The organism is Pseudomonas sp. FW305-20 (assembly GCF_058788075.1).
Genome location: NZ_JBYTAJ010000002.1, coordinates 122725 through 142620 on the forward strand (window position 1 = coordinate 122725; position 19896 = coordinate 142620).

The 19896-nt window shown below is 58.1% G+C and carries 22 protein-coding genes; 7 read left to right on the forward strand and 15 right to left on the reverse strand.

The window, feature by feature from the left end:
- Window positions 1-11 precede the first annotated feature (11 nt).
- From nhaB to AC3WP4_RS02555, 3 genes are all read right to left on the reverse strand, one after another.
- Window positions 12-1514 (reverse strand): sodium/proton antiporter NhaB, encoded by a 1503-nt coding sequence (gene nhaB / locus AC3WP4_RS02545; protein WP_074876395.1) that lies wholly within the window; start codon window positions 1512-1514, stop codon window positions 12-14.
- Window positions 1515-1592: 78 nt separating this feature from the next.
- Complete coding sequence (locus tag AC3WP4_RS02550) at window positions 1593-2882, reverse strand: NHL repeat-containing protein (RefSeq protein ID WP_102614748.1); 1290 nt, start codon at window positions 2880-2882, stop codon at window positions 1593-1595.
- Window positions 2883-3122: 240 nt separating this feature from the next.
- On the reverse strand, window positions 3123-3392 hold the full coding sequence (locus AC3WP4_RS02555) for a hypothetical protein (protein WP_074876399.1): 270 nt from the start codon (window positions 3390-3392) through the stop codon (window positions 3123-3125).
- Window positions 3393-3734: 342 nt separating this feature from the next.
- Here AC3WP4_RS02555 and AC3WP4_RS02560 point away from each other — a divergent pair, with 342 nt between their 5' ends.
- Complete coding sequence (locus AC3WP4_RS02560) at window positions 3735-5060, forward strand: sigma-54 dependent transcriptional regulator (protein WP_102614747.1); 1326 nt, start codon at window positions 3735-3737, stop codon at window positions 5058-5060.
- Window positions 5061-5118: 58 nt separating this feature from the next.
- Here AC3WP4_RS02560 and fapF read toward each other — a convergent pair whose 3' ends face one another.
- The 6 genes from fapF to fapA all read right to left on the reverse strand — a co-directional run bounded on the left by fapF (window position 5119) and on the right by fapA (window position 10542).
- Window positions 5119-6399, reverse strand: coding sequence for a fibril amyloid transporter FapF (gene fapF / locus AC3WP4_RS02565; protein ID WP_102614746.1), 1281 nt, complete (start codon window positions 6397-6399; stop codon window positions 5119-5121).
- A gap of 46 nt (window positions 6400-6445) precedes the next feature.
- On the reverse strand, window positions 6446-7186 hold the full coding sequence (fapE, locus tag AC3WP4_RS02570) for a fibril amyloid subunit FapE (RefSeq protein WP_102614745.1): 741 nt from the start codon (window positions 7184-7186) through the stop codon (window positions 6446-6448).
- A 35-nt stretch (window positions 7187-7221) separates the two neighbouring features.
- Window positions 7222-7902, reverse strand: a complete 681-nt coding sequence (gene fapD, locus AC3WP4_RS02575) for a fibril amyloid maturation endopeptidase FapD (RefSeq protein ID WP_074876407.1) — start codon at window positions 7900-7902, stop codon at window positions 7222-7224.
- 62 nt (window positions 7903-7964) lie between these two features.
- Window positions 7965-9479, reverse strand: a complete 1515-nt coding sequence (gene fapC, locus AC3WP4_RS02580) for an amyloid-like fimbrin subunit FapC (protein ID WP_102614744.1) — start codon at window positions 9477-9479, stop codon at window positions 7965-7967.
- A 51-nt stretch (window positions 9480-9530) separates the two neighbouring features.
- Window positions 9531-10103, reverse strand: coding sequence for a fibril amyloid subunit FapB (gene fapB, locus AC3WP4_RS02585; RefSeq protein WP_076031202.1), 573 nt, complete (start codon window positions 10101-10103; stop codon window positions 9531-9533).
- A gap of 1 nt (window position 10104) precedes the next feature.
- On the reverse strand, window positions 10105-10542 hold the full coding sequence (gene fapA, locus AC3WP4_RS02590; protein WP_102614743.1) for a functional amyloid chaperone FapA: 438 nt from the start codon (window positions 10540-10542) through the stop codon (window positions 10105-10107).
- Here fapA and AC3WP4_RS02595 point away from each other — a divergent pair.
- The gene (locus AC3WP4_RS02595; RefSeq protein WP_146011582.1) at window positions 10520-10741 is read left to right on the forward strand and encodes a hypothetical protein; all 222 of its coding nucleotides are present in this window, start codon (window positions 10520-10522) and stop codon (window positions 10739-10741) included. The two genes, fapA and AC3WP4_RS02595, sit on opposite strands and share 23 nt — an antisense overlap.
- A 132-nt stretch (window positions 10742-10873) precedes the next feature.
- Here AC3WP4_RS02595 and AC3WP4_RS02600 read toward each other — a convergent pair whose 3' ends face one another.
- On the reverse strand, window positions 10874-11398 hold the full coding sequence (locus AC3WP4_RS02600; RefSeq protein WP_102614742.1) for an AAA family ATPase: 525 nt from the start codon (window positions 11396-11398) through the stop codon (window positions 10874-10876).
- The gene (pnuC, locus tag AC3WP4_RS02605; RefSeq protein WP_074876417.1) at window positions 11395-11958 is read right to left on the reverse strand and encodes a nicotinamide riboside transporter PnuC; all 564 of its coding nucleotides are present in this window, start codon (window positions 11956-11958) and stop codon (window positions 11395-11397) included. Before pnuC ends, AC3WP4_RS02600 begins: the two co-directional genes overlap by 4 nt.
- Before the next feature lie 122 nt (window positions 11959-12080).
- Here pnuC and AC3WP4_RS02610 point away from each other — a divergent pair, with 122 nt between their 5' ends.
- Window positions 12081-12263, forward strand: a complete 183-nt coding sequence (locus AC3WP4_RS02610; protein WP_146011583.1) for a hypothetical protein — start codon at window positions 12081-12083, stop codon at window positions 12261-12263.
- Here AC3WP4_RS02610 and AC3WP4_RS02615 read toward each other — a convergent pair.
- Entirely contained in the window at window positions 12244-13878 is a 1635-nt protein-coding gene (locus AC3WP4_RS02615) for a methyl-accepting chemotaxis protein (protein WP_102614741.1), read from the reverse strand. The genes AC3WP4_RS02610 and AC3WP4_RS02615 overlap by 20 nt on opposite strands.
- Window positions 13879-14172: 294 nt before the next feature.
- Here AC3WP4_RS02615 and AC3WP4_RS02620 point away from each other — a divergent pair, with 294 nt between their 5' ends.
- Window positions 14173-15003, forward strand: coding sequence for an undecaprenyl-diphosphate phosphatase (locus AC3WP4_RS02620; RefSeq protein WP_074876421.1), 831 nt, complete (start codon window positions 14173-14175; stop codon window positions 15001-15003).
- Window positions 15000-15428 (forward strand): DUF1294 domain-containing protein, encoded by a 429-nt coding sequence (locus tag AC3WP4_RS02625; protein WP_102614740.1) that lies wholly within the window; start codon window positions 15000-15002, stop codon window positions 15426-15428. Before AC3WP4_RS02620 ends, AC3WP4_RS02625 begins: the two co-directional genes overlap by 4 nt.
- Here AC3WP4_RS02625 and AC3WP4_RS02630 read toward each other — a convergent pair.
- Both AC3WP4_RS02630 and AC3WP4_RS02635 read right to left on the reverse strand, forming a co-directional pair.
- Complete coding sequence (locus AC3WP4_RS02630) at window positions 15425-15784, reverse strand: MmcQ/YjbR family DNA-binding protein (protein WP_076031196.1); 360 nt, start codon at window positions 15782-15784, stop codon at window positions 15425-15427. The genes AC3WP4_RS02625 and AC3WP4_RS02630 overlap by 4 nt on opposite strands.
- Window positions 15781-16689 (reverse strand): LysR substrate-binding domain-containing protein, encoded by a 909-nt coding sequence (locus AC3WP4_RS02635; protein ID WP_074876427.1) that lies wholly within the window; start codon window positions 16687-16689, stop codon window positions 15781-15783. Before AC3WP4_RS02635 ends, AC3WP4_RS02630 begins: the two co-directional genes overlap by 4 nt.
- A gap of 130 nt (window positions 16690-16819) precedes the next feature.
- Here AC3WP4_RS02635 and AC3WP4_RS02640 point away from each other — a divergent pair, with 130 nt between their 5' ends.
- Both AC3WP4_RS02640 and AC3WP4_RS02645 read left to right on the forward strand, forming a co-directional pair.
- A complete protein-coding gene (locus AC3WP4_RS02640) occupies window positions 16820-17431 on the forward strand; it encodes an FMN-dependent NADH-azoreductase (protein ID WP_102614739.1) in 612 nt (203 codons plus the stop codon).
- A 187-nt stretch (window positions 17432-17618) separates the two neighbouring features.
- Window positions 17619-18656: an alpha/beta hydrolase family protein gene (locus tag AC3WP4_RS02645; RefSeq protein WP_074876429.1), complete on the forward strand. Its 1038-nt coding sequence runs from the start codon at window positions 17619-17621 to the stop codon at window positions 18654-18656.
- A gap of 18 nt (window positions 18657-18674) precedes the next feature.
- Here AC3WP4_RS02645 and AC3WP4_RS02650 read toward each other — a convergent pair whose 3' ends face one another.
- Window positions 18675-19862, reverse strand: a complete 1188-nt coding sequence (locus AC3WP4_RS02650) for an MFS transporter (protein WP_074876431.1) — start codon at window positions 19860-19862, stop codon at window positions 18675-18677.
- Window positions 19863-19896 lie beyond the last annotated feature (34 nt).

A 19896-nucleotide genomic window follows, 5' to 3' on the forward strand; every position in this document is an offset into this window, starting at 1 on the left:
TTTGGTCGGTGTTACAACCAATAACTCACGGCATACCAGCCGAGAACACCCATCACCACGGTGTACGGCAACGCCATCCACACCATCCGTCCGTACGACAGGCGAATCAGCGGTGCGATCGCTGAAGTCAGCAGGAACAAAAACGCAGCCTGACCATTGGGTGTCGCCACGCTCGGCAGGTTGGTGCCGGTGTTGATCGCAATCGCCAGCGTCTCGAAATGCTCTCGGCTCATGTGGCCGGAGATGAAGGCCTGTTTGACTTCGGTGATGTAAATGGTCGCGACGAACACGTTATCGCTGATGGCCGACAGCAAGCCGTTGGCGATAAACAGCATGCCCGGTTGTTGATCCGCTGGCAGCGCCAGCACCCAATGGATCAACGGGGTGAACAGCTGCTGATCGTGAATCACCGCCACCACCGCGAAAAACACCACCAACAGCGCTGTAAACGGCATGGCGTCCTTGAACGCGTTGCCGATTCGGTGCTCGTCGGTGATGCCAGTGAATGCGGTGATCAGCACGATCACCATCAAGCCGATCAGGCCGACCTCGGCAATGTGGAGCGCCAGCCCGACAATCAGAATCAGCGCTGCCAATCCCTGCACGATGAGCGCTGCACGTTGGCGCGAGGTGCGTTCGGCATCGTCTTCTGCCGCGTAGTTGGCCAGAATCGCGCGCACGTTGTCCGGCAACAGCGTGCCGTAACCGAACCAGCGAAGTTTCTCCAGCAGGACGCAGGTCACCAGGCCCGCCACCAGGACCGGCAATGAAACCGGGGCGACTTTCAGAAAGAACTCAGAAAAGTGCCAGCCCATCTCGTGGCCGATCAGCAGGTTCTGCGGCTCACCTACCAATGTGCAAACACCGCCCAGTGCGGTACCCACGGCTCCATGCATCAGCAGGCTGCGCAGAAAGGCGCGGAATTGTTCGAGGTCGGCGTGATGGAGGGTGGGCAGGTGCTGGTCATCGCCAAACTCACTGTCCTGACGCGGATCGTTGCCTGAGGCGACGCGGTGATACACCGAGTAAAACCCGACGGCTGCACTGATGATCACGGCGGTCACGGTCAAGGCGTCAAGAAACGCCGACAGGAACGCCGAGAGGAAGCAGAACATCAATGCCAGCAGCGCCTTGGAGCGAACCCCGAGCAGCAGCCGTGAGAACAGAAACAGCAGCAGGTCTTTCATGAAGTAGATGCCGGCCACCATGAACATCAGCAGCAGGATCACCGGGAAGTTGTGCACCAGCTCGTCGTAGAGTGCCTGGGGCGTGGTCATCTTCAGCAGCAGTGCTTCGATCACCAGCAGGCCGCCGGGCATTAACGGATAACACTTGAGCGCCATCGCCAGGGTAAAGATGAACTCCAGCACCAGCAGCCAACCGGCCACTACCGGGCTGACGGTCCAAAACACCAATGCGTTGAGAATCAGGAAGCCGACAATGCTTGCCTTGTACCAACGGGGTGAATGCCCGAGAAAATTGTGCGCGAACGCCTGAGCCATTGAACCGGGCATCGGCTACTCCTTGTATTAAGAAGCGCGCAACTTGCCGTAAGAGCAAGGGAAGATCAAGTGCAAGAATATTGTGCGGGCCTATCCCAGATAGCGCGCGACAACCGCCCGATAATTGCCATCGAGTGAATAACCGCCTACGACAATGTTTCCATCGGCCTGCATGACCACTGAAGTCGCGGTATCCAGGCTGCGGCCAAGGCGGGTGCGAACCCAACCGGTGCCATTGCCGAAGCTGCGATCGAGATGCCCGTCGGGTAGATGTCGCGCCAGAATGAAATCCGCCTCGACGCCGCCGATCGTGGCTCCGACCGTCACCACGCTGCCGTCCGGCAGTGCCGTTGCGTCGGTCCACTGGCAGCCACTGTGGCCGATTTCCAGCAATTGGGCCTGGCCTCCATTGCAATGAATGTCCGGGCGCCCGTTGCTGTGTATTTTCAGTGCCAGGCAGTGCATCGGGTCGCGGCTGCTGCCAAAGCACTGCACATCACCGTTTTCGTGTTGGACGATCTGGCTGACCTGAGCGCTATAGCCACGTGCCTTGAAGGTCATGAAACCATCCACGGCGAAACAATCGTCGAGCCTGCCGTCGATGTGATAGCGGGCCAACAGACCTTCTTCAGGAAAGTTGATCGAGCCGCCCACCAGGATCCGGCCGTCTCGTTGCACTATCAGGCTGCTGAGCCAGGTGTTCATCAACAAGTGCCTGGCAATCACGAAGCCACGACCGTTGAAGGTGTTGTCCAGCGAGCCGTCGGTGTTGAGCCGTATCAGCATGCCGACATGATCGGACAGTTCGAAGTGATGATTGGCCAGCAGCAGGATCCGGCCATCCTTCTGCACGCAGACATCACAGGCTTCTGCGCCCGGTACGCCGGGGGGGAGCCAGGTGTCACGCACGCCTTGGGAAAGATCGCCCGGCAGACGCACGACGCAGCGGCCATTGTCGCCAAAACATTGTGCCGGCCGCCCATGCTGATCAAACAGGGCGAGGGCGGGCACTGTCCGGTGAGCATTTTCGTAATGCAGGCCGGCTACCAGTATGTGCCCATCGGCCAGTACCTGGACTTTGCCGGCCATGGCTTCAAAGCCGTGTTGAAATTGCCCGATGACGCTGCCTTGGTTGCCGAACGCCAGATCCGCCGAGCCGTCCTCGAGTAAGCGAGCCAGGCCGAAGCGGCTGCCGCCTGGCGTTCCGACCTTCGCTGCGACTAACAATCTGCCGCTTGAATCAATCGCAACTCCGTTGGCCATGCTTGAAAGGCTGCCAGCGAAATACACTTGGGTTTTGCCGGACGAGGCGAAGGCTGTATCAAGTTTGCCGGCGTCACTCAGGGTTGCCGGTAATGCAAACGCGGTCTGGATTGACATGCACGCAGCTCCTTGCGAGTCGTCCTGAACCGGGAGTTTGGGTGGCGACTGTATAAGGAAACATTCAATCCCTGAACGGCTGAATGCACAACTGTCATAACTAACAGGCGGAGGGTCGCTGTGTGCCAGAACAGTGTCTTTTCGACCCACTGAGAAGCCTGCCAAGTAGTTAGGCGTGTGCAGTTTCGAAAAGTAATCGGGGGAGGGCGCGGGCTACCCTTTGGTAACCCGCAAAAACGCTTAGTGTGGCATTGACCACGATTGGAGTTTGTAACCCTCCTCGCTCAATTCCGCACGTGCCGCTTCAAGCAGGCATTCAAGTTGCGCAGGATCGGTATAGGCGCTGCTTGGGATCTGCTTGCGGCCGATGCTGCGGGTATTGGTGCGGTCGATAACGGTCAGGCAGAGTTCGCCATTACCATCTTGTGGGGCCCAGGCCACGCACTGGAACGGTTGGAATGCGCGGTCGGCAATCAAAAGAGCTTCGTTGATGCGGAGCGGGGCGTTCATGGGGTTTTCTCTCTGTATGCCCAATCAAGTGATGTGCCGTCGGTTGGGCTTACCGTTCGGCTGGTTACTTGTACTGATGCCCGCAACCGGGGGGCGGGTCACATACAATTAAAAGAAATATCAACTTTCTTTGATGGGTTCAAGATTTGGACAGGCGTTGAAAGCTGAATGAAAGGAATGACTCGTTAGGTAACTAACCAAGTCGCTTCTTATAACTAATAACGCAACCGCTCTATAGTCAAACGATACAAGGTCACGTCAAATTATTGCTAACGTTACAGCCAGATCCGCCAAACGACTGTTTTTAATAATATTTCATAAATTTGGCGCCAAGGAACAGTCATGATCGAAGTGCCTGCCTTACGACGTCTGTTAGTAGTGGACCCTTGCGACGATTGTTATCGTCTGCTGCCGGGTTTGCGCTCTGTGGGTTGGGATGTTGACAGCTGTACCCTGGAAAATGTTGCCGATAAAACCTGTGATGTCGGCCTGTTGCGTTTGCAACCTTTTCACCTCGAACACCCGGAAGCCGTCAAAGAGCTGATCAGCCGTAGCGGTACCGAATGGATCGCCGTCCTCAACCAGGAAGTCCTGCGCTTGCAGAATGTCGGAGACTTTGTCTGCGAATGGTTCTTCGATTTCCATACCTTGCCATTCGATGTATCCCGGGTTCAGGTGACGCTGGGCCGGGCATTCGGGATGGCACGCCTGCGTGGGCAAGGCACGGTTCACATTGATTCGCCTGAACACGAACTGCTTGGCGACAGCAAACCCATTCGCGAACTGCGCAAGTTGCTGAGCAAGCTGGCGCCCACCGAGTCTCCGGTATTGATCCGAGGTGAAAGCGGTACCGGTAAAGAACTGGTCGCACGCACGCTCCATCGACAATCCCAACGTCACAGCAAACCCTTTGTCGCGATCAATTGCGGCGCAATTCCCGAACACTTGATCCAGTCCGAATTGTTTGGCCATGAGAAGGGGGCCTTTACGGGCGCCCATCAACGCAAGATCGGGCGGATCGAAGCGGCTAACGGCGGCACGCTGTTTCTCGACGAAATCGGTGATCTGCCCCTGGAACTGCAGGCGAACCTGTTGCGTTTCCTCCAGGAAAAGCACATCGAGCGGGTAGGCGGCAGTCAGCCGATACCCGTGGATGTACGGGTGTTGGCCGCGACCCATGTCGATCTTGAGGCTGCGATCGAGAAGAAGCTCTTTCGCGAAGATCTGTATTACCGCCTCAACGTGTTGCAGGTCGCGACCGCGCCCTTGCGTGAGCGCAATGGCGATCTGTCGATGCTGGCCAACCACTTTTCCCATTTCTACAGCCATGAAACCGGCCGCCGTCCGCGCAGCTTCAGTGAAGACGCGTTGATTGCCATGGGCAAGCATGACTGGCCGGGCAATGTGCGCGAGCTGGCCAACCGGGTACGTCGCGGGTTGGTACTGGCCGAAGGCCGGCAGATCGAAGCGCGAGACCTGGGCCTGATCAGCCAGCATGTCATTGCCGCGCCGATGGGCACGCTGGAAAATTACAAGCACCGGGCAGAGCGCCAGGCCCTGTGCGATGTGCTTAACCGCCATAGCGATAATCTGAGCATCGCCGCCAAGGTGCTGGGGATCTCCAGGCCTACCTTCTACCGGTTGTTGCACAAGCATCAGATACGTTGAGCGATTGCAGGATCAACAAAAAACCCGCTGAAAATGCGGGTTTTTTGTGGGTGCCGAATCAGAAGTAATACGGGAATTTCAGGCTGAAGGAAAAGTCTGGCGAGTCGTCGGTCAGGCCGATGGCCAGGTTGGGAACGATCGTGAGGTTATCGGTTGCTGCCAGCGTCATGCCGATGTTGAAGTTGGCCGAGTTGTAATCACTGTTGGTAATCGATTGCCAATCGCCACCGTCCGGCTTGATCTTGCTCTTGCGGGCGAACTGGTCGGTGAACGAGAACGACATGCTCATCTTCTCGTTCAAGGCGAAAGCGATGCCGGCGCCGACCTGCCAGGAATTGCCCAGTTTCACGTCACCGGGCACCTTGGCGTTGACCTGAGGGCTGATGTCGCTGAAAGAGTCTTCAATGTTGTAGGTGTAGGACAGGCTGCCGAACAGCACGGCTGGGTCGAAGGTCTTGACCAGCGAGATACCCGGGGTGATCGCCCAGACACCATTGCCGGTAGGCAGGTCTTCGGGTACTGCGAGGTTATCGTTGCCCGGGACCTCAACCAGTTTGATGCCGTAAGGGTCATCCCCGGTCGGCGCCTTGACGCGCAGTGTCATCACCGCGTCGGGCAGGTTGGCCGATTCATCCAGGAACTTGTAGGCAACGCCAACGTTCACATCGCCGATCGCCGGGTCGCGGGTAACCGTCGCGTCTGAAACCCCGTTGGCGGCGCCACCAGCGCCGCCGGAGGAATACGTGGTTTCGCGATAGACCACGGGGACGTTAATGTCGAACTGCCAGCGTTGTCCCGTGTTGTAGCGGGCGGTCAGGTCCAGGGTCCAGTTATCCGCCTTGATACGGTCGAGGTTGATGTTGCCGAGGAAGATCGAGTCCAGTGCCAGGAAGCCGTTGAGTACCAATGCACGGGTATCGTAGTGCGTGTAGGTCACGCCGGTTTCGAAACTGAATTTGCCGCCACCGAAGAAGCCGCTGGCTTCGTCGTACAGGTTGGAAACGCTTTGCGCAGGCTCCGAATCATCCTTGAGCGACTGGCCATATGAACTGCCTGTGGTTCCCGGCGCACCAGCGGCCAGCGTCTGGCCACCCTTTGGCGTTTCGGCGGGGGATTTGGTCAGGCGTTTGGGAGCAGGTGTTGCAGGTGTTTCTTCGACTTGGCGAACGCGTTGCTCGAGTACCATCAATGCGTTCTGCTGTGCTTCGTAACGCTGTTTCAACTCCATGAGTTCTTGTTTTAATAATTCGACCTGGGGGTCCGGTGCTGCGTATAGCAGTGTCGCCGGGGCCAGGCTACTCAAACAAACGATAGCTCTGAACGTAAACGATCGGTGCATGGGTTAGCCGTCCCTTCTGACTTCATCTGATGAGACTGAGCGTAGATCAGAATCCCTGGGTGCGAAGACCTTTGAGCTGGTCCAGATTGCCGTTCAGCGAGCCGGCTGTCGCCACGTTGTCACGCAGCACGACATTGAGGGACGTGAGGTTTCGGACCTGGTTATCAGCGCCGAGCAAAGTCGTGTTCTGCATCAGCCCACCCTGGCCCAGGCGTTGTACCGTATTGCCCTGGTTGTTGTTGGCCACGATGTTGAGTTGCATACCCGTACCGGTCGAAGAAACGCTCAGCGAGCCCGCGCCATTGGCGTCGGCCAGCGTCGAGCCTGCGGCCAATGCCTGTCCTTGCTGTTGCGTTGTGGGCGCCTGATTAGACCTTGTGACGTTGATATCAACGTTGTTGTAGGCAGTGTTGTGGTCGCCGGCAGCACGCACGACTTGAGTGACACCTTCAGTGGTATTGAGGCCGTCGCCGCCAGTGACGGTGCCGGTGCCTTGCGAGCTCGCTGAGCCATAACCTTTTTCATTGATTATCGACACATAGAACTGTGGCTTGATGGTCGATTGTTGAATTTGCATCGAGGACGTTGCCCCGATCACTTCACCGTTGGCATTTTGCCAAGTGCTGGTCATGACGATGCCGAAACTGATGATCCGCCCCGGCATGACATAGCGGCCGCGCAGGGATGCCAATTCGTGATCCTTGAGTTCAATGGGTTTGAACGTTTGTGCCTGGGTCGGCAGGCTGGCGGCCAGGCAAACCACGGCCAGCCAGATCGGAGTCTTCATTGGAATGCTCCCGGAAGCGTCGTGCTCCCTTGTTATTAGAAGAAGTCGCTTTGGATGAATCCGAAATCCATCAACTCTGCGTCTTGCACCGGGCTGAAGGTGTTGATGCGGTTCTTGGCGGTCAGTGGCAGGGGTGGGTCGAGCAACGCATTGGTTTTGTCGTAGCCCTGGCCGATGACGGCAAAGATGATGCCGTTCCAGCCTTTTACAAAGTCTTCGACTTTGTAACGTTTATGACCGAGTACCGGATCTCCGATGTATACCCAGCCGTTATGAACCCGTTGCATGACTACAAAATGTTTGTAGCCACGGATATCCATGAGTACCACGACCGGAATTTTGATTTCGCTCAACGTTTCCGTCGCTACCCGGTAACCACGGGCCCGCATGCCGAGACTTTCCACGTAACGCTTCATGTCGAGCATGGAGAAGCCCTGGACGCGGACAAGGTCTTGATCCGAGTGGGCCAGCATGCCTTCGATGATTTGTTCTTCGTCTACATCCAGCCAATAGGCCTGGCGCAATATCGTCGCCAGCGCCGCTGCGCCGCAACTGAAGTCGGTTTTCTGCTGTACCAGGTCGGAAAACTTGCGCTCACGAATGCTTTGGATCGGCTTATATACCAACCCGCCACCCGGCAGGACGGAAAGCGGCAGTTGTGCAGCCTCGATAACACTGGCCACGCAAAGCAGGAACGCCAAGGCGATAATGCGCATAGCGGGATGCCTTCTGGTGGTGTTGAAAAAGGCCCCCGTAAGGGGGCCTCCAGAGACAGCAATCAGAACGACTGGTTGGAAATGGCCAGCGAGTTGCTTTGTTGGTTGCCCACACCGGCAGCTACGTTGACGCCCAGGTTGCCACTGCCCCCATTCACCGAACCGCTCAGGGTTGCAGTGTTGGTCACAGGGTTGGCCCAGCCAGTTGGAGTCAGCACTTGATAGGAGTAGGTGTTGCTCAAATCATATGAGCTGCTTTCACTCCAGCTTCCCGCTTTGGCGTACTCAGATTCGGACGACTTGCTGCCCGATTTATCGTACGAGGACGCGGTCGATTTCTCGAACGAAGCATCGAACGCTTTCTCGAACGACGATTCGCGCGATTTGTCGTACGAGGATTCATGCGATTTGTCGTACGAGGAGTCACGGGAATGGTCGTACGAGGAGTCGCGTGAACGGTCGAACGAGGAATCGCGCGAACGGTCGTACGATCTGTCTACCGCTACATCAAGTGTTGCGTCAACCGATGCGCTAAGCGATGCCTCGGAACTGCTGCTGCGGGTGCGATCGCCAAAGCCATTATTGTAGGTAGTGGACCTGGAAGCCGCCGCCTCTGCGTCCAAAGTAGCGCCCAAGGAAGCGCTCAAGGATGCACTCGAAGAACCGCTAGCACTGCTGCTGTTGGAACCGCTAGCACTGCTGCTGCTGGATCCGCTCGCAGAACTGCTGTTGGAACCGCTTGCAGCGCTGCTGTTGGAACCACTTGCAGCGCTGGCGGATGAACCGCTTACATCAATGCTAAGCGAACCGCTGGCTTCGGAGCTTTTGGAACCGGCCGCAGCCCAGCTCGAAGAAGCGCTTTGACTGCCACTAGCCTCGAAGGACTTCTCGCGAGAGGCACTACCACTAGCGGTTTTGGTAACCGTAATGGTATCCACGCGGTAGGTCCGGTCAGCGGTGTTGTTCACTATCAGGCCAGGACCGTCTTGATTGGCGGAGGCGGTGGCTCTTGCGCTACCGAGTGGAGCATTGGTATTGGCAATTGCCATGGTGTTTTTCTGTTGGTTCAGATCGCCGCCAGCAATGTTGACACCCACGTTGCCGCTGCTGCCGTCGGCGGATCCACTCATCACGGCAGAGTTGGTTACGCCGAAGTTGTCGACGCGGTTACGGTTGCTGGTTTGCCTGACGTCAGCGGTGGCATTGGCAGTGCCGAACACGAAGCTGTTATCGATCGCGGCGTTGTCGGAGGCTGCGTTAGCGATCGCGGCGGCGTTGTCTTGCTGGTTGCCGGAACCTGCCGCCACGTTGACGCCGACGTTGCCGCTCGCGCCTGCGGCCGAACTACTCATCTCGGCTGAGTTTTCTACCCCTTCATTCCAGATGCGGTTGCCGGTACTGCTCTGTCTGTCATTAGCATTGGCAGTCGCGCTGATTGGGATCATTTTTGCAGGAGGGGTGTGATGGCCACCGTTGTGATGGTGACCACGCCGATCGTTTTGCCCAGCTTGTGCAGCAACAGCCAAGACCGCAGCGATTGCAAAAACCAGAGGTTTTATTGCCATCGAAGGTTTCATGGTGGTTCTCCGTACTTATTTTAGGTTAAGTGTTGTACCTACCTGTTTGGGTCAATCCATGACCCGTACGCTCAGGGTGTTGGCCGTTCGGTTTCCCACCCCTGCGCTCTGATTCAACTGGATCACCCCACGGCTACCGGTGAAGGCCTGATCGCTGGTAGCGACCTGGCGATAGCCTGGTGCAGAGTCAGTTGGATCGGAGTTGATGATCAGCGCCACGTTCTGTTGCCTGAGGACGCTGTCGTCGATGCTTTGCGGCTGTGTGCCGATGCTTATACGCAGGGCATTGGCCTGCTGGTTGCTGGCGCCCGCGCTCTGGTTGACGCCCAGAACGCCGTTGCCCTGGCTGAAGGAGTCGCCTTGAATGCTGGATCGCGCATCGATCCTGGGGTCGACCACCGTACGCAGCCGTTGGCGAATCTGCGTGGTCGCATTGGCTCCATGGCCAGCGGCGATGGCCCGGGCGTTAGCCTGTTGCTGTAGATCGCCGGCAGCCTGGTTGACCGCGAGGTTGCCCTGGTACTGCGTGCCCGAGCCGTCGATGTTGGCGTTATTGATGACGGGAGATTGGGCGAAGGTCGATGCACTGCAAAACATGGCGATAATCAGCAGCGTACGATTCATCTTAACGGTCTCCCGTTATGACTTTCAGAGCACCCAGGCCTTGCTGGACGCTTGAATTGACCATGTTGGCGATACCGTTTCCGGCATTTCCAGAGCGCCCGGCGGGGAGGTTGGAAAGCTGGGTCTGGTTGCTGATATTGCCGCCCAGGTTGTTGGTGTTTTGAGTGACCAGGCGGGAGATGCCTGCACCACTGGCAACACCGGCAAAGTCGCCATCGCTCAACTCGTTCGTTTGACTGATGATTTGTTTGGACGGGTTGGCGTTGGCGGTCGTGGGGCTAGGATCGGGAATTATCGGAGCACGCGTTGCCATGCGCGGTTGGACATCACGTTTGATAATAATGATGCCGTTGTCAGCTTGTACGGGCATGCAGACACTTGAGCCCAGTGCGCATCCGATCAGCAGGAGGCCATAAATGCTGTTATCAAATTTCCCCACGACGGCAATTCCTTCTGTAAGTGGAACGCTGGCCCTTATCAGCGTTGCGAGGGAGAGAGCAGAAGGTGTGCCGGTTTTGGTTTTTCTTTTGAAAACAGTTAGTTGGCTTTATTTGTTGATAGAGTCAAAAAAGTTTGTAACGCCGCCGAGACATCGCTACGTGAAAATGCCGTCCAGGCTGGCGGCATTTGCTCGCTAACGGCGCAGAAGGCAGGTTGTATCGGTGGCTTAACATGTTCTTGCGGGAATGCTTGAACCGCTTTAGTACGCGGGTTTGCTCGGGGGAGGGTGTTTCAGTAATGGACATTTGCGGCAGAGCGGTGGGGGGCGCTCAGGTGTTGAGCAAGTGCGTCACAGCCTCGAATGCTGCGTCCTTGCGTTGTTGCCAGTCACCTTGCAGCACCTGGAAAGGTTGATGGTGCAGGTCAAGCCATTGGCGGCTGGCCTGGAAAAATGCCAGACGTTCTGCCAGTTGCGGCTGGCAACGTTGTCCGTCGTCATGCCAGGCCACGGTTTCGGGACTCAACAGCAAATGCAGGTCATAGTGCCGTGCCAGCAAGGCTTGCTCGATCCACGTCGGGCAATCGCCAAACAAGGTCTGGCTCCAGAGGATGTTGCTCAGCAAGTGAGTGTCGAGAATCAGCAAATGCGGCAGCCCGGTGCGTGCCTCGTCTTCCCATTTCAGCTGTCCGCGAGCGATTTGCGCAATGTCGGCGAGGCAGGTGTCTCGTGGGTTTTGTTCGATGAACCAGCGTACATATTCGTCTACCAGAATCCCGCCGAAATGCTGTTGCAACTCGGCTGCCAGCCAACTCTTGCCGCTGGACTCGGGGCCTGTGAGTACCAGGACTTTCATGTGCGCAGCGCCAGATCGGCCCGCCATTCCCGCCAGCCTTGCACGGCAATCACGGCGAACAGCGCGTAGAGCCCGGCAGTCAGGTACAGGCCTTTGTAGATAAACAGCCCGACGAAAATTATGTCCAGGGTGAACCACAACGGCCAGCATTGAACGCGTTTTTGCGCCATCCATAACTGCGCCACCAGGCTGAAGCCAGTGAGTGCCGCATCGAGCCAGGGTTGTGCAGCATCGGTCCAGTTCGCCATTGCAGCGCCGAGCAACAGACTGCCGACCGCGCCAATGGCCAGACTGATAGCAACTGATTTACCGTCGAGCAGGCTGACCTGCCGACCATGTCGCGCGCCACCCGCATGTGTCCACTGCCACCAGCCATAGAGCTGCAATGCGGCATAGATCACTTGCAGGAGCATGTCCGAGTAGAGCTTTACCTCAAAAAAGATCCAGCTATAAAGCAGCACCATGACCAGACCGATCGGCCAGCACCAAGGGTTCTGTTTGACCGTTAACCAGACGGCAATGACACCGAGGGCAGCGGCAAACAGTTCAAGCCCGGACATGGAGGTTCCTTGGGGAAAGTCGAAGAGGGGGCGATTGTAACGGCAGGCGCGGCCAAGTAGAACCGGCATCCTCTGTAGCAGCTGACGAGCAGCGCGAGGCTGCGTTCGGCTGCGAAGCACTCGTGAAATCAGACACCGCGGTGCATCAGAAAAAACTCGCAGGCAGGATTGACGACTGCTCTGCAGCCGAACGCAGCCTCGCGCTGCTCGTCAGCTGCTACACCGCCGAACGCAGCCTCGCGCTGCTCGACAGCTGCTACACCGCCGAACGCAGGCTCGGCGTCGTTACACCCGGAACTGCTTGAGCAGCCCGTTCAATTGCTCACTCAATTCCTTCAGGTGGACGCTGGCCACGCTCGACTGTTCGGCGGCCAGCGCAGTGCTGTGGGACAAACCGGCGGCCTGGGTGACGTTCTGATTGATGTCCTCGACCACATGCGCCTGTTGCAAGGTCGCGCTGGCGATGGAGGCGTTCAACCCGTTGAGGTTGCGCAGCGCCTGGGCAATGGCATTCAGGCTGGCGCCGGCCAGGCCGGCCTGCTCGATGGTCAACTGCGATGCACGGCTGCTGTCGCCGATCACTTTGACCGCCGCTTCGGAGTGACTTTGCAGGCGTTCGATCATCGACTGGATCTCGGCCGTGGACTTTTGGGTACGCTGGGCCAGCAGTCGCACTTCATCGGCCACCACCGCAAAACCGCGACCTTGCTCGCCGGCGCGAGCAGCTTCGATGGCTGCGTTGAGGGCCAGCAGGTTGGTTTGCTCGGCGATGGAACGGATCACTTCGAGAACGCTGCCGATCTGCGTGCTTTCGGCGGCCAGGGTACGAATCACGTCCACTGCCTGATCGATGGTCGACGACAGCTTGTCGATCTGTTGCAGGCTGCCATCGATATTGACCTGGCCTTGCTGCGCCTGAGACTCGGCATCGCGCATTTCACTGGCGGCGTGCTCGGCGTTTTTCGCAACGTCGTGGACGCCATACGTCACTTCATTAATGGCTGTGGCCACCAGTTCCATTTGCTGGGATTGTTGTTGACTGCGTTGCTGGGCCTGGGCGGCGTCGTTGCCCAGTTCGCTGGAAGACTGGCCCAAGGCACTGGCGGACACTTGCAGTTCTTTGATCACCAGCCGCAGCTTGGCGGTGAAGGCGTTGAAGTGGCGTGCCAGTTGCGTGACTTCATCCTGGCCATGGGTGTCGAGGCTGCGGGTCAGGTCGCTTTCGCCGCTGGCGATGTTGGCCATGGCGTTCACGGTTTCCTGCAAGGGACGCACGATGCTGCGGGCGATCAGGATGACCAGCAGCGCCATGATCAGCGCAATCACCAGTCCCACGAATGTGGCTTTCCAGACCTGGCCATAGAACTCGGCCTGCATGTCATCGATATACACGCCGGAACCGATTATCCAACCCCAGGGCTCGAAGAGTTTGATGTAGGACGTTTTTTCTACCGGAGCGCTGGCGCCCGGTTTCGGCCAGCGATAGTCAACGGTACCGGCCCCCTTGGACTTGGCGACGGCGACCATTTCATTAAACAGGGCAAAACCGTCCGGGTCGCGGATCGCCGAGAGGTTCTGGCCGTCGAGTTTCGGGTTGGCCGGGTGCATGATCATCACCGGCGTCAGGTCATTGATCCAGAAGTAGTCATTCTGGTCATAACGCAGACCGCGAACGGCGCTCAGTGCCTGCTTCTGCGCAGCATCGCGAGTGAGGGTGCCGGCAGTTTCGAGGCCATGGTAATAAGTCAGAATGCCGCTGGCGGTTTGCACCACATGCTGGGTTTTCTGGGCCTTGGCCTGGTAAAGGTCATCGTGAATCTGCTTGAGCATCAAGACGCCCAACGTCATTAGCATCAGGACGGCCACGATCAAGATGAGCCACAAGCGTCGGCTGATCGACATACTGCGCAAGCTGTTCATAACGCTGTCACTCCGGTTTCTTTTTCTTGTAAAAAATGATCGCCAGCATCCAACCACACTTTGCCAATCGGTCATATCCGACCCAAGTCCAACAACGCGGCAGCGTTAATCAGACTTGTCTGATAGGATTTCGGCCCCGCGCGGAAAAACCTGAATCCAAGTCGATTTTTCACGGAATTTTTATGGTTTCGTCCGGATTCTATGCGTGCGGCGCAGCAGCGACGCTGACCGCAGTCAACGTTGTGAAAAAATATTAATGGGGCATGCCGTAGCGCATTGCTTCTTGGGGGATTGATGGATCTTTGGACTGCCTTTTCGGCGTTGATACTTGGGGTGGTAGAAGGGCTGACGGAGTTTTTACCGATTTCCAGTACCGGTCACCAAATCATCGTGGCGGACTTGCTCAATTTCGGTGGCGAACGGGCCATCGCTTTCAACATCATCATTCAGCTGGGGGCGATTCTGGCGGTGGTGTGGGAGTTCCGCCGCAAGATCTTCGATGTGGTCATCGGTTTGCCGACCCAGCCGAGCGCTCGACGCTTTACCGCGAACCTGTTGATTGCGTTCATGCCGGCCGTGGTACTTGGGGTGATTTTTTCCGATTTGATCCACGAGTACCTGTTCAACCCGATCACTGTCGCGACGGCGTTGGTTGTGGGCGGGATCGTCATGTTGTGGGCCGAAAAGCGTCAGCATGAAGTGCATGCCGAAACTGTTGACGACATCACTTGGAAAGATGCCCTGAAAGTCGGCTTCGCCCAGTGCCTGGCGATGATTCCCGGGACGTCACGCTCCGGCTCCACGATCATTGGTGGCTTGTTGTTCGGGCTGTCGCGCAAGACCGCTACCGAGTTCTCGTTCTTTCTGGCGATGCCGACCATGGTCGCTGCGGCGGTTTACTCGGGCTACAAGTATCGCGACCTGTTCGTTCCGTCTGATTTTCCGGTGTTCGCGATCGGTTTTGTCACGGCGTTCATCTTCGCGATGATTGCCGTCAGAGCCTTGCTGGTGTTCATCGGCAGTCACAGTTATGCGGCGTTCGCCTGGTATCGCATCGCGTTCGGCCTGGTCATCCTGGCCACCTGGCAGTTCGGCTGGGTCGACTGGACCGCGGTCAAGCCATGAATGATGGCAGCACGCGCAACAACCCCGGACGCAAGCCCTCAGGAGTGATTCGCAATCTCCAGCTGAAACTGTTGGTGTTTGCGGTCCTGTGCGCGTTGCCGCTGTTTGGCTCGATCTCGTTGTGGCTGCGTGGGGTTTCGGTGATTCCCCTGGTGGCTTACGGGGTCGTCAGCCTGCTGGCGTTCTTGCTGTACTGGAGCGACAAACGCAAGGCGCGCGCTGACCATTGGCGCACGCCGGAAAACGTGTTGCATGCGGTGGAATTTGCCGGAGGCTGGCCGGGCGCCTTACTGGCGCAGCAGCTGTTCCGTCACAAGACGCGCAAGCTCTCGTATCAGTTGGTGTTCTGGAGCATCGTGCTGATGCATCAGGTGTTCTGGATCGATCAATTGTTTCTGGGTGCAAATCTGCTGGCGCTGTTTTAAAGCAGCAGCCCGACCTGGGTGCGCTTGGGCAACTTGCTCACCACCAATTGATGGGAACGCTGCAACAAACCTTGCAGCTCTTCACGGCCCAGCGGGTAGGGCGTTTCCATGATGATCCACTGAGCCCGCGCCAGATACGGCGCCGGGCGAATTCCCGGGCGGTCGCAATGACCGAGAAACAAGTCCTTGTCGACCTTGAAGGCCAGGGATTCGCCCCGCAGATTCTGCAAGGCAAACATCTTGTTCCCAGCAATCGAAAACACCCTTACGCCACCCCACTTGTAGTCTTCCCGCGCACCCGGCAGCGCGAGACAGAATTGCGCGACATCTTCTTCGCTCATACGTCCAGCTTTCATATCAGTCGGTCCCCGCAGGCATTGAATGATTCGATCAAATGGTCGAGCCAGGCGCGTACGGCCGGCATCACTCCGCGCCGATGAGGGTAGACCGCTTGCAGCCAGCCGCCAGGCAACGACCAGTCGGGCAGCAACTGTACCAGCGAGCCGTCTTGCAGTTCCTGCTCGCAATACATCATCGGCAGCATGGTAAAGCCCTGGCCGGCGAGGGTGCAGGCCTTGCGCACGATAAAGTCATCGATGCCCAATCGCGCTTCGAGGGTGAGGTCGCAGCTTTTGCCCTGTTGGTCGAGCAGGCGGATATGCACCAGGCGATCAGCTTCCAGGGCACCGAGCACGGGCAGGTTTCTCAAGTCTTCGGGGTGATTGATTTCACGTCCTTGCAAAAAACCGGGGCTGGCAACCATCGCCATCTGCGCCTGACGCAAACGTCGGGTGACCAACAGCGGATCCTCATCGCCCAAATCACGCACCCGCAACGCCACATCGACGCCCTCGGTCACCAGGTCGACGCGGCGGTTGAGCAACATGACTTCAAGCTGAACCTGAGGATACTTCTCAAGGAAATCGCTGATCACTGTCGGCAGAATTTCGTGGGCCAACCCGACGGGGCAGGACACCCGCAACCGCCCGCGAGGTTCGCTGGACATACTGGCCACGGCTTCGTCGGCCATTTCGGCTTCCAGCAGCATTGCCTGACAGTGCCGCAAGTAACGTTCACCGACGGCGGTCAGCTTCAGTTGTCGGGTGGTGCGTTGCAGCAGGCGCGCGCCGAGGCGCTCTTCCAGCTCGGCGATGCGCCGCGACAATCGCGACTTGGGAATGCCGAGCAAACGCCCGGCCGCGGCGAAGCCTCCGGCTTCAACCACCTTGGCGAAGTAGTACAGATCATTGAGGTCTTGCATGGAGGGTGCTCGATTGTTCTATCAGTGGGACGAACTATCGCATTGTTGCAGTCTAATCAGCTATTGGTTTCGCCTGTAGGATTCTCCCCATCAGATCGCCACGTAGCGATCCTCACCTGGAGATCCCCCCATGAAACTGCTGCATATCGATTCGAGCATTCTTGGTGACAACTCGGCTTCCCGTCAGCTGAGTAGCGAAGTCGTTAAAGCCTGGCAAACCACCGAGCCGACGGCCGTGGTGACCTACCGCGACCTGGCCGCCGATGCCATCAGCCATTTCTCCGCCACGACCCTGGTCGCCGCCGGCACCACCGCTGAACTGCGCAATGCCGCCCAGCAGCACGAAGCCGAGTTGAGTGCCACCACCCTGGCCGAGTTCCTCGCCGCCGATGCCGTGGTGATTGCAGCTCCGATGTACAACTTCACCATCCCGACCCAACTCAAGGCCTGGATCGACCGCATCGCCGTCGCCGGTCAGACTTTCCGTTACACCGAAGCCGGTCCTGAGGGCCTGTGCGGTGGCAAGAAAGTCGTCATCGTATCGACTTCCGGCGGTCTGCATGCCGGTCAGGCGACTGGCGTGGCTCACGAAGAGTACTTGAAGGTGCTGTTCGGCTTCATCGGCATCACCGACCTCGAGTTCGTCCGTGCCCATGGCCTTGCCTACGGTGACGAAGTCCGCACCAAAGCCATGAGCGACGCGCACACGCAAATCAGCGAGCAGTTGTTCGCCGCCGCGTAAGGCCTTTGTAAAGAAAATCAAACAGCTCGAGCAGCACTCAAAAAACTCTGTATTCTGATCACGCAAGTGCCAGATACGGAGTTTTTTGTTTCTGGCTGTTTCTTGCTGTTGGAATTTCATTAAATAGTGGCCCGAGTCATGCAGTCGAGGGTTAACGTCCCCGGTCAGTAGCCAGGTGGAACCTTCCATGGTGCGTCTTTGTGCAACCTTGCTGATTTGCCTGCTCAGCAGCCTGAACTCGGTGCACGCCGCGCCTGCGCCGCATCCTCACTGGAGCGTCGGCTTCCATGAGATGAGTTTTCTTGACCCTCTGGATTTGCAGCCGATGCGCGCCATCGCCTTCTATCCTTCCAGCGACAAGGAGCACTCCAGCCTCCTCGAGGGCTACACGGTCGAAGCGGGCGAAGACACGCGAGTCGCTATCGGTCGTTTCCCGATGCTGATGCTGTCCCACGGCAACACCGGAACCCCGCTGGCCTTGCACGACCTCGCCACGTCGCTGGCACGCAAAGGGTTTGTGGTGGTGGCGGTGATCCATCCCGGTGACAACTCCAAGGACCACAGCCGCCTCGGTACGTTGAGTAACCTTTACGGTCGACCCATCCAGATTTCCGAAGCCATCACCGCGACGCTGGGCGACCGAATGCTTGCGCCCTTCGTCAATGCCGATCAGATCGGTGTAATCGGTTATTCGGCGGGCGGGGAGACGGCGCTGATTCTGTCCGGCGCGACACCCGACCTGGACCGTCTGCGCCGCTATTGTCAGGAGCGCCCGGACGACCGCGATGCCTGCAACACCCAAGGCGAATTGATTGCGGATCGTGATGACTTGCAACCGGTGGCAGACCCGCGGGTTCGCGCCTTGCTGCTCATGGCGCCGTTGAGCCTGAAGTTTGGCCGCCATACCCTGGCCGACGTACATGTGCCGGTGCTGCTCTACAGCGGCGACGGCGACAAACTGGTGGCGTTCGACAAGAATGCCGCCGCCCTGGCGCGCAAACTGCCGATTGCACCGGACTTCAAGTTGCTGGCGGGGGCAGGGCACTTTGTGTTCCTGGCGCCGTGCAACGAAGAGCAGATCATCGCCATGCCGGCGCTGTGTACCGATGCCGATGGCGTCGATCGCAAAGACATCCATCGCAACATGATTTCCGAAGCCGGGCGTTTTTTCTCACACGCACTGGCCAAGCCGACCCGCGCCGGAATGCAGACTGCCGATCAATAAGAAATCCTTGTAGGAGTGTCAGGCCATTGCGCGGCGTTTCAGTAACAACGTCAGTCCGAGACCAGTTACAGACAACAACGCCGCACTGAAGAAAATCCACGAATACCCCAGGTTCAACGCCACGGCGCCCATCAACGGCCCTGCAATCGCCAGCGCCAGGTCGAAAAACACCGCGTAAGCACTCAACCCCGCCCCGCGGCTGGAATTGGGCACTTGCTTGATCGCTTCGACCCCCAGCGCCGGATACACGAGCGACAGACCGAACCCGGTCAGGCCTGCGCCGATCAGCGCATAACCGGTCGAAGGCGCGAGCCACAGCAACACCAGGCCCACCGTTTCAATGCTCATGCAGGCAATGGCCGAGGTGAATCCACCAAAACGGCTGATGCTGGAGATGAACAACAGTCGCGCCAATATGAAACACACGCCGAACACCGTCAGGCAGTAAGCCGCGCCGGCCCAGCCACGGCTGACGTAATACAGGGTAATAAAAGTGGTTAACGTGCCGTAACCGATGGAGGCGAGGCTCAGGCTCGCGCCGAACGGCGCAATGCGCCCGAACACCGCCCAGAACGGCAGGCGCTCGCCGCGAATCACCGGCACCGAGGGTTTGTTTCGGATCAGCACCAACGCCGCGAGCGCCAGCACCGACAGCGCGATCCCAAGACTGGCGAATCCCAGTTCACCGACCATCACCACGCCCAGTGGCGCACCGATGGCAATGGCGCCGTAGGAGGCGATGCCGTTCCAGGAGATCGATCGCGCGGTATGTTCCGTGCCCACCTGACCCATGCACCAACTGATGGTGCCGACCCCGATCAGGCCCTGGGCAATCCCCAGCAACAAGCGGCCGGCGATCAGGATCAACAGGCTCAGTAACGGAAGACTTTGCAGCAGCGTTGAAATCAACGTCAGCACGCCGCTCAACACAATCCCCGATAACCCGTAAACAATCGCCCGCTTGGTGCCGATGCTGTCCGACAGACGCCCGGCCATCGGGCGGCTGAGCAGGGTGGCCAGGTATTGAGAGCCGATGGTCAGCCCCGCGATGATCGCGCTGAAACCCAACTGCTCGTGGACATACCCCGGCAACACCGCAATTGGCAGACCGATGCAGAGGAAGGCAATAAAGGTATAAAAGACGATGGAGACGATCTGCAGGGTGATCGCCAGGGAGCTTTGCGGTGGCAGCTGCTGCACAGACATGAGGGCTCGTTCGCGGGCGGCGGTAGGAGAACCG

Excerpts from the sequence above, each read along its gene's own strand:
- nhaB (WP_074876395.1), bottom strand. The coding sequence starts at position 1,514 with ATGCCCGGTTCAATGGCTCAGGCGTTCGCGCACAATTTTCTCGGGCAT.
- AC3WP4_RS02550 (WP_102614748.1), bottom strand. The coding sequence starts at position 2,882 with ATGTCAATCCAGACCGCGTTTGCATTACCGGCAACCCTGAGTGACGCC.
- AC3WP4_RS02555 (WP_074876399.1), bottom strand. The coding sequence starts at position 3,392 with ATGAACGCCCCGCTCCGCATCAACGAAGCTCTTTTGATTGCCGACCGC.
- AC3WP4_RS02560 (WP_102614747.1), top strand. The coding sequence starts at position 3,735 with ATGATCGAAGTGCCTGCCTTACGACGTCTGTTAGTAGTGGACCCTTGC.
- fapF (WP_102614746.1), bottom strand. The coding sequence starts at position 6,399 with ATGCACCGATCGTTTACGTTCAGAGCTATCGTTTGTTTGAGTAGCCTG.
- fapE (WP_102614745.1), bottom strand. The coding sequence starts at position 7,186 with ATGAAGACTCCGATCTGGCTGGCCGTGGTTTGCCTGGCCGCCAGCCTG.
- fapD (WP_074876407.1), bottom strand. The coding sequence starts at position 7,902 with ATGCGCATTATCGCCTTGGCGTTCCTGCTTTGCGTGGCCAGTGTTATC.
- fapC (WP_102614744.1), bottom strand. The coding sequence starts at position 9,479 with ATGAAACCTTCGATGGCAATAAAACCTCTGGTTTTTGCAATCGCTGCG.
- fapB (WP_076031202.1), bottom strand. The coding sequence starts at position 10,103 with ATGAATCGTACGCTGCTGATTATCGCCATGTTTTGCAGTGCATCGACC.
- AC3WP4_RS02595 (WP_146011582.1), top strand. The coding sequence starts at position 10,520 with ATGCTGTTATCAAATTTCCCCACGACGGCAATTCCTTCTGTAAGTGGA.
- AC3WP4_RS02600 (WP_102614742.1), bottom strand. The coding sequence starts at position 11,398 with ATGAAAGTCCTGGTACTCACAGGCCCCGAGTCCAGCGGCAAGAGTTGG.
- pnuC (WP_074876417.1), bottom strand. The coding sequence starts at position 11,958 with ATGTCCGGGCTTGAACTGTTTGCCGCTGCCCTCGGTGTCATTGCCGTC.
- AC3WP4_RS02615 (WP_102614741.1), bottom strand. The coding sequence starts at position 13,878 with ATGAACAGCTTGCGCAGTATGTCGATCAGCCGACGCTTGTGGCTCATC.
- AC3WP4_RS02620 (WP_074876421.1), top strand. The coding sequence starts at position 14,173 with ATGGATCTTTGGACTGCCTTTTCGGCGTTGATACTTGGGGTGGTAGAA.
- AC3WP4_RS02625 (WP_102614740.1), top strand. The coding sequence starts at position 15,000 with ATGAATGATGGCAGCACGCGCAACAACCCCGGACGCAAGCCCTCAGGA.
- AC3WP4_RS02630 (WP_076031196.1), bottom strand. The coding sequence starts at position 15,784 with ATGAAAGCTGGACGTATGAGCGAAGAAGATGTCGCGCAATTCTGTCTC.
- AC3WP4_RS02635 (WP_074876427.1), bottom strand. The coding sequence starts at position 16,689 with ATGCAAGACCTCAATGATCTGTACTACTTCGCCAAGGTGGTTGAAGCC.
- AC3WP4_RS02640 (WP_102614739.1), top strand. The coding sequence starts at position 16,820 with ATGAAACTGCTGCATATCGATTCGAGCATTCTTGGTGACAACTCGGCT.
- AC3WP4_RS02645 (WP_074876429.1), top strand. The coding sequence starts at position 17,619 with ATGGTGCGTCTTTGTGCAACCTTGCTGATTTGCCTGCTCAGCAGCCTG.
- AC3WP4_RS02650 (WP_074876431.1), bottom strand. The coding sequence starts at position 19,862 with ATGTCTGTGCAGCAGCTGCCACCGCAAAGCTCCCTGGCGATCACCCTG.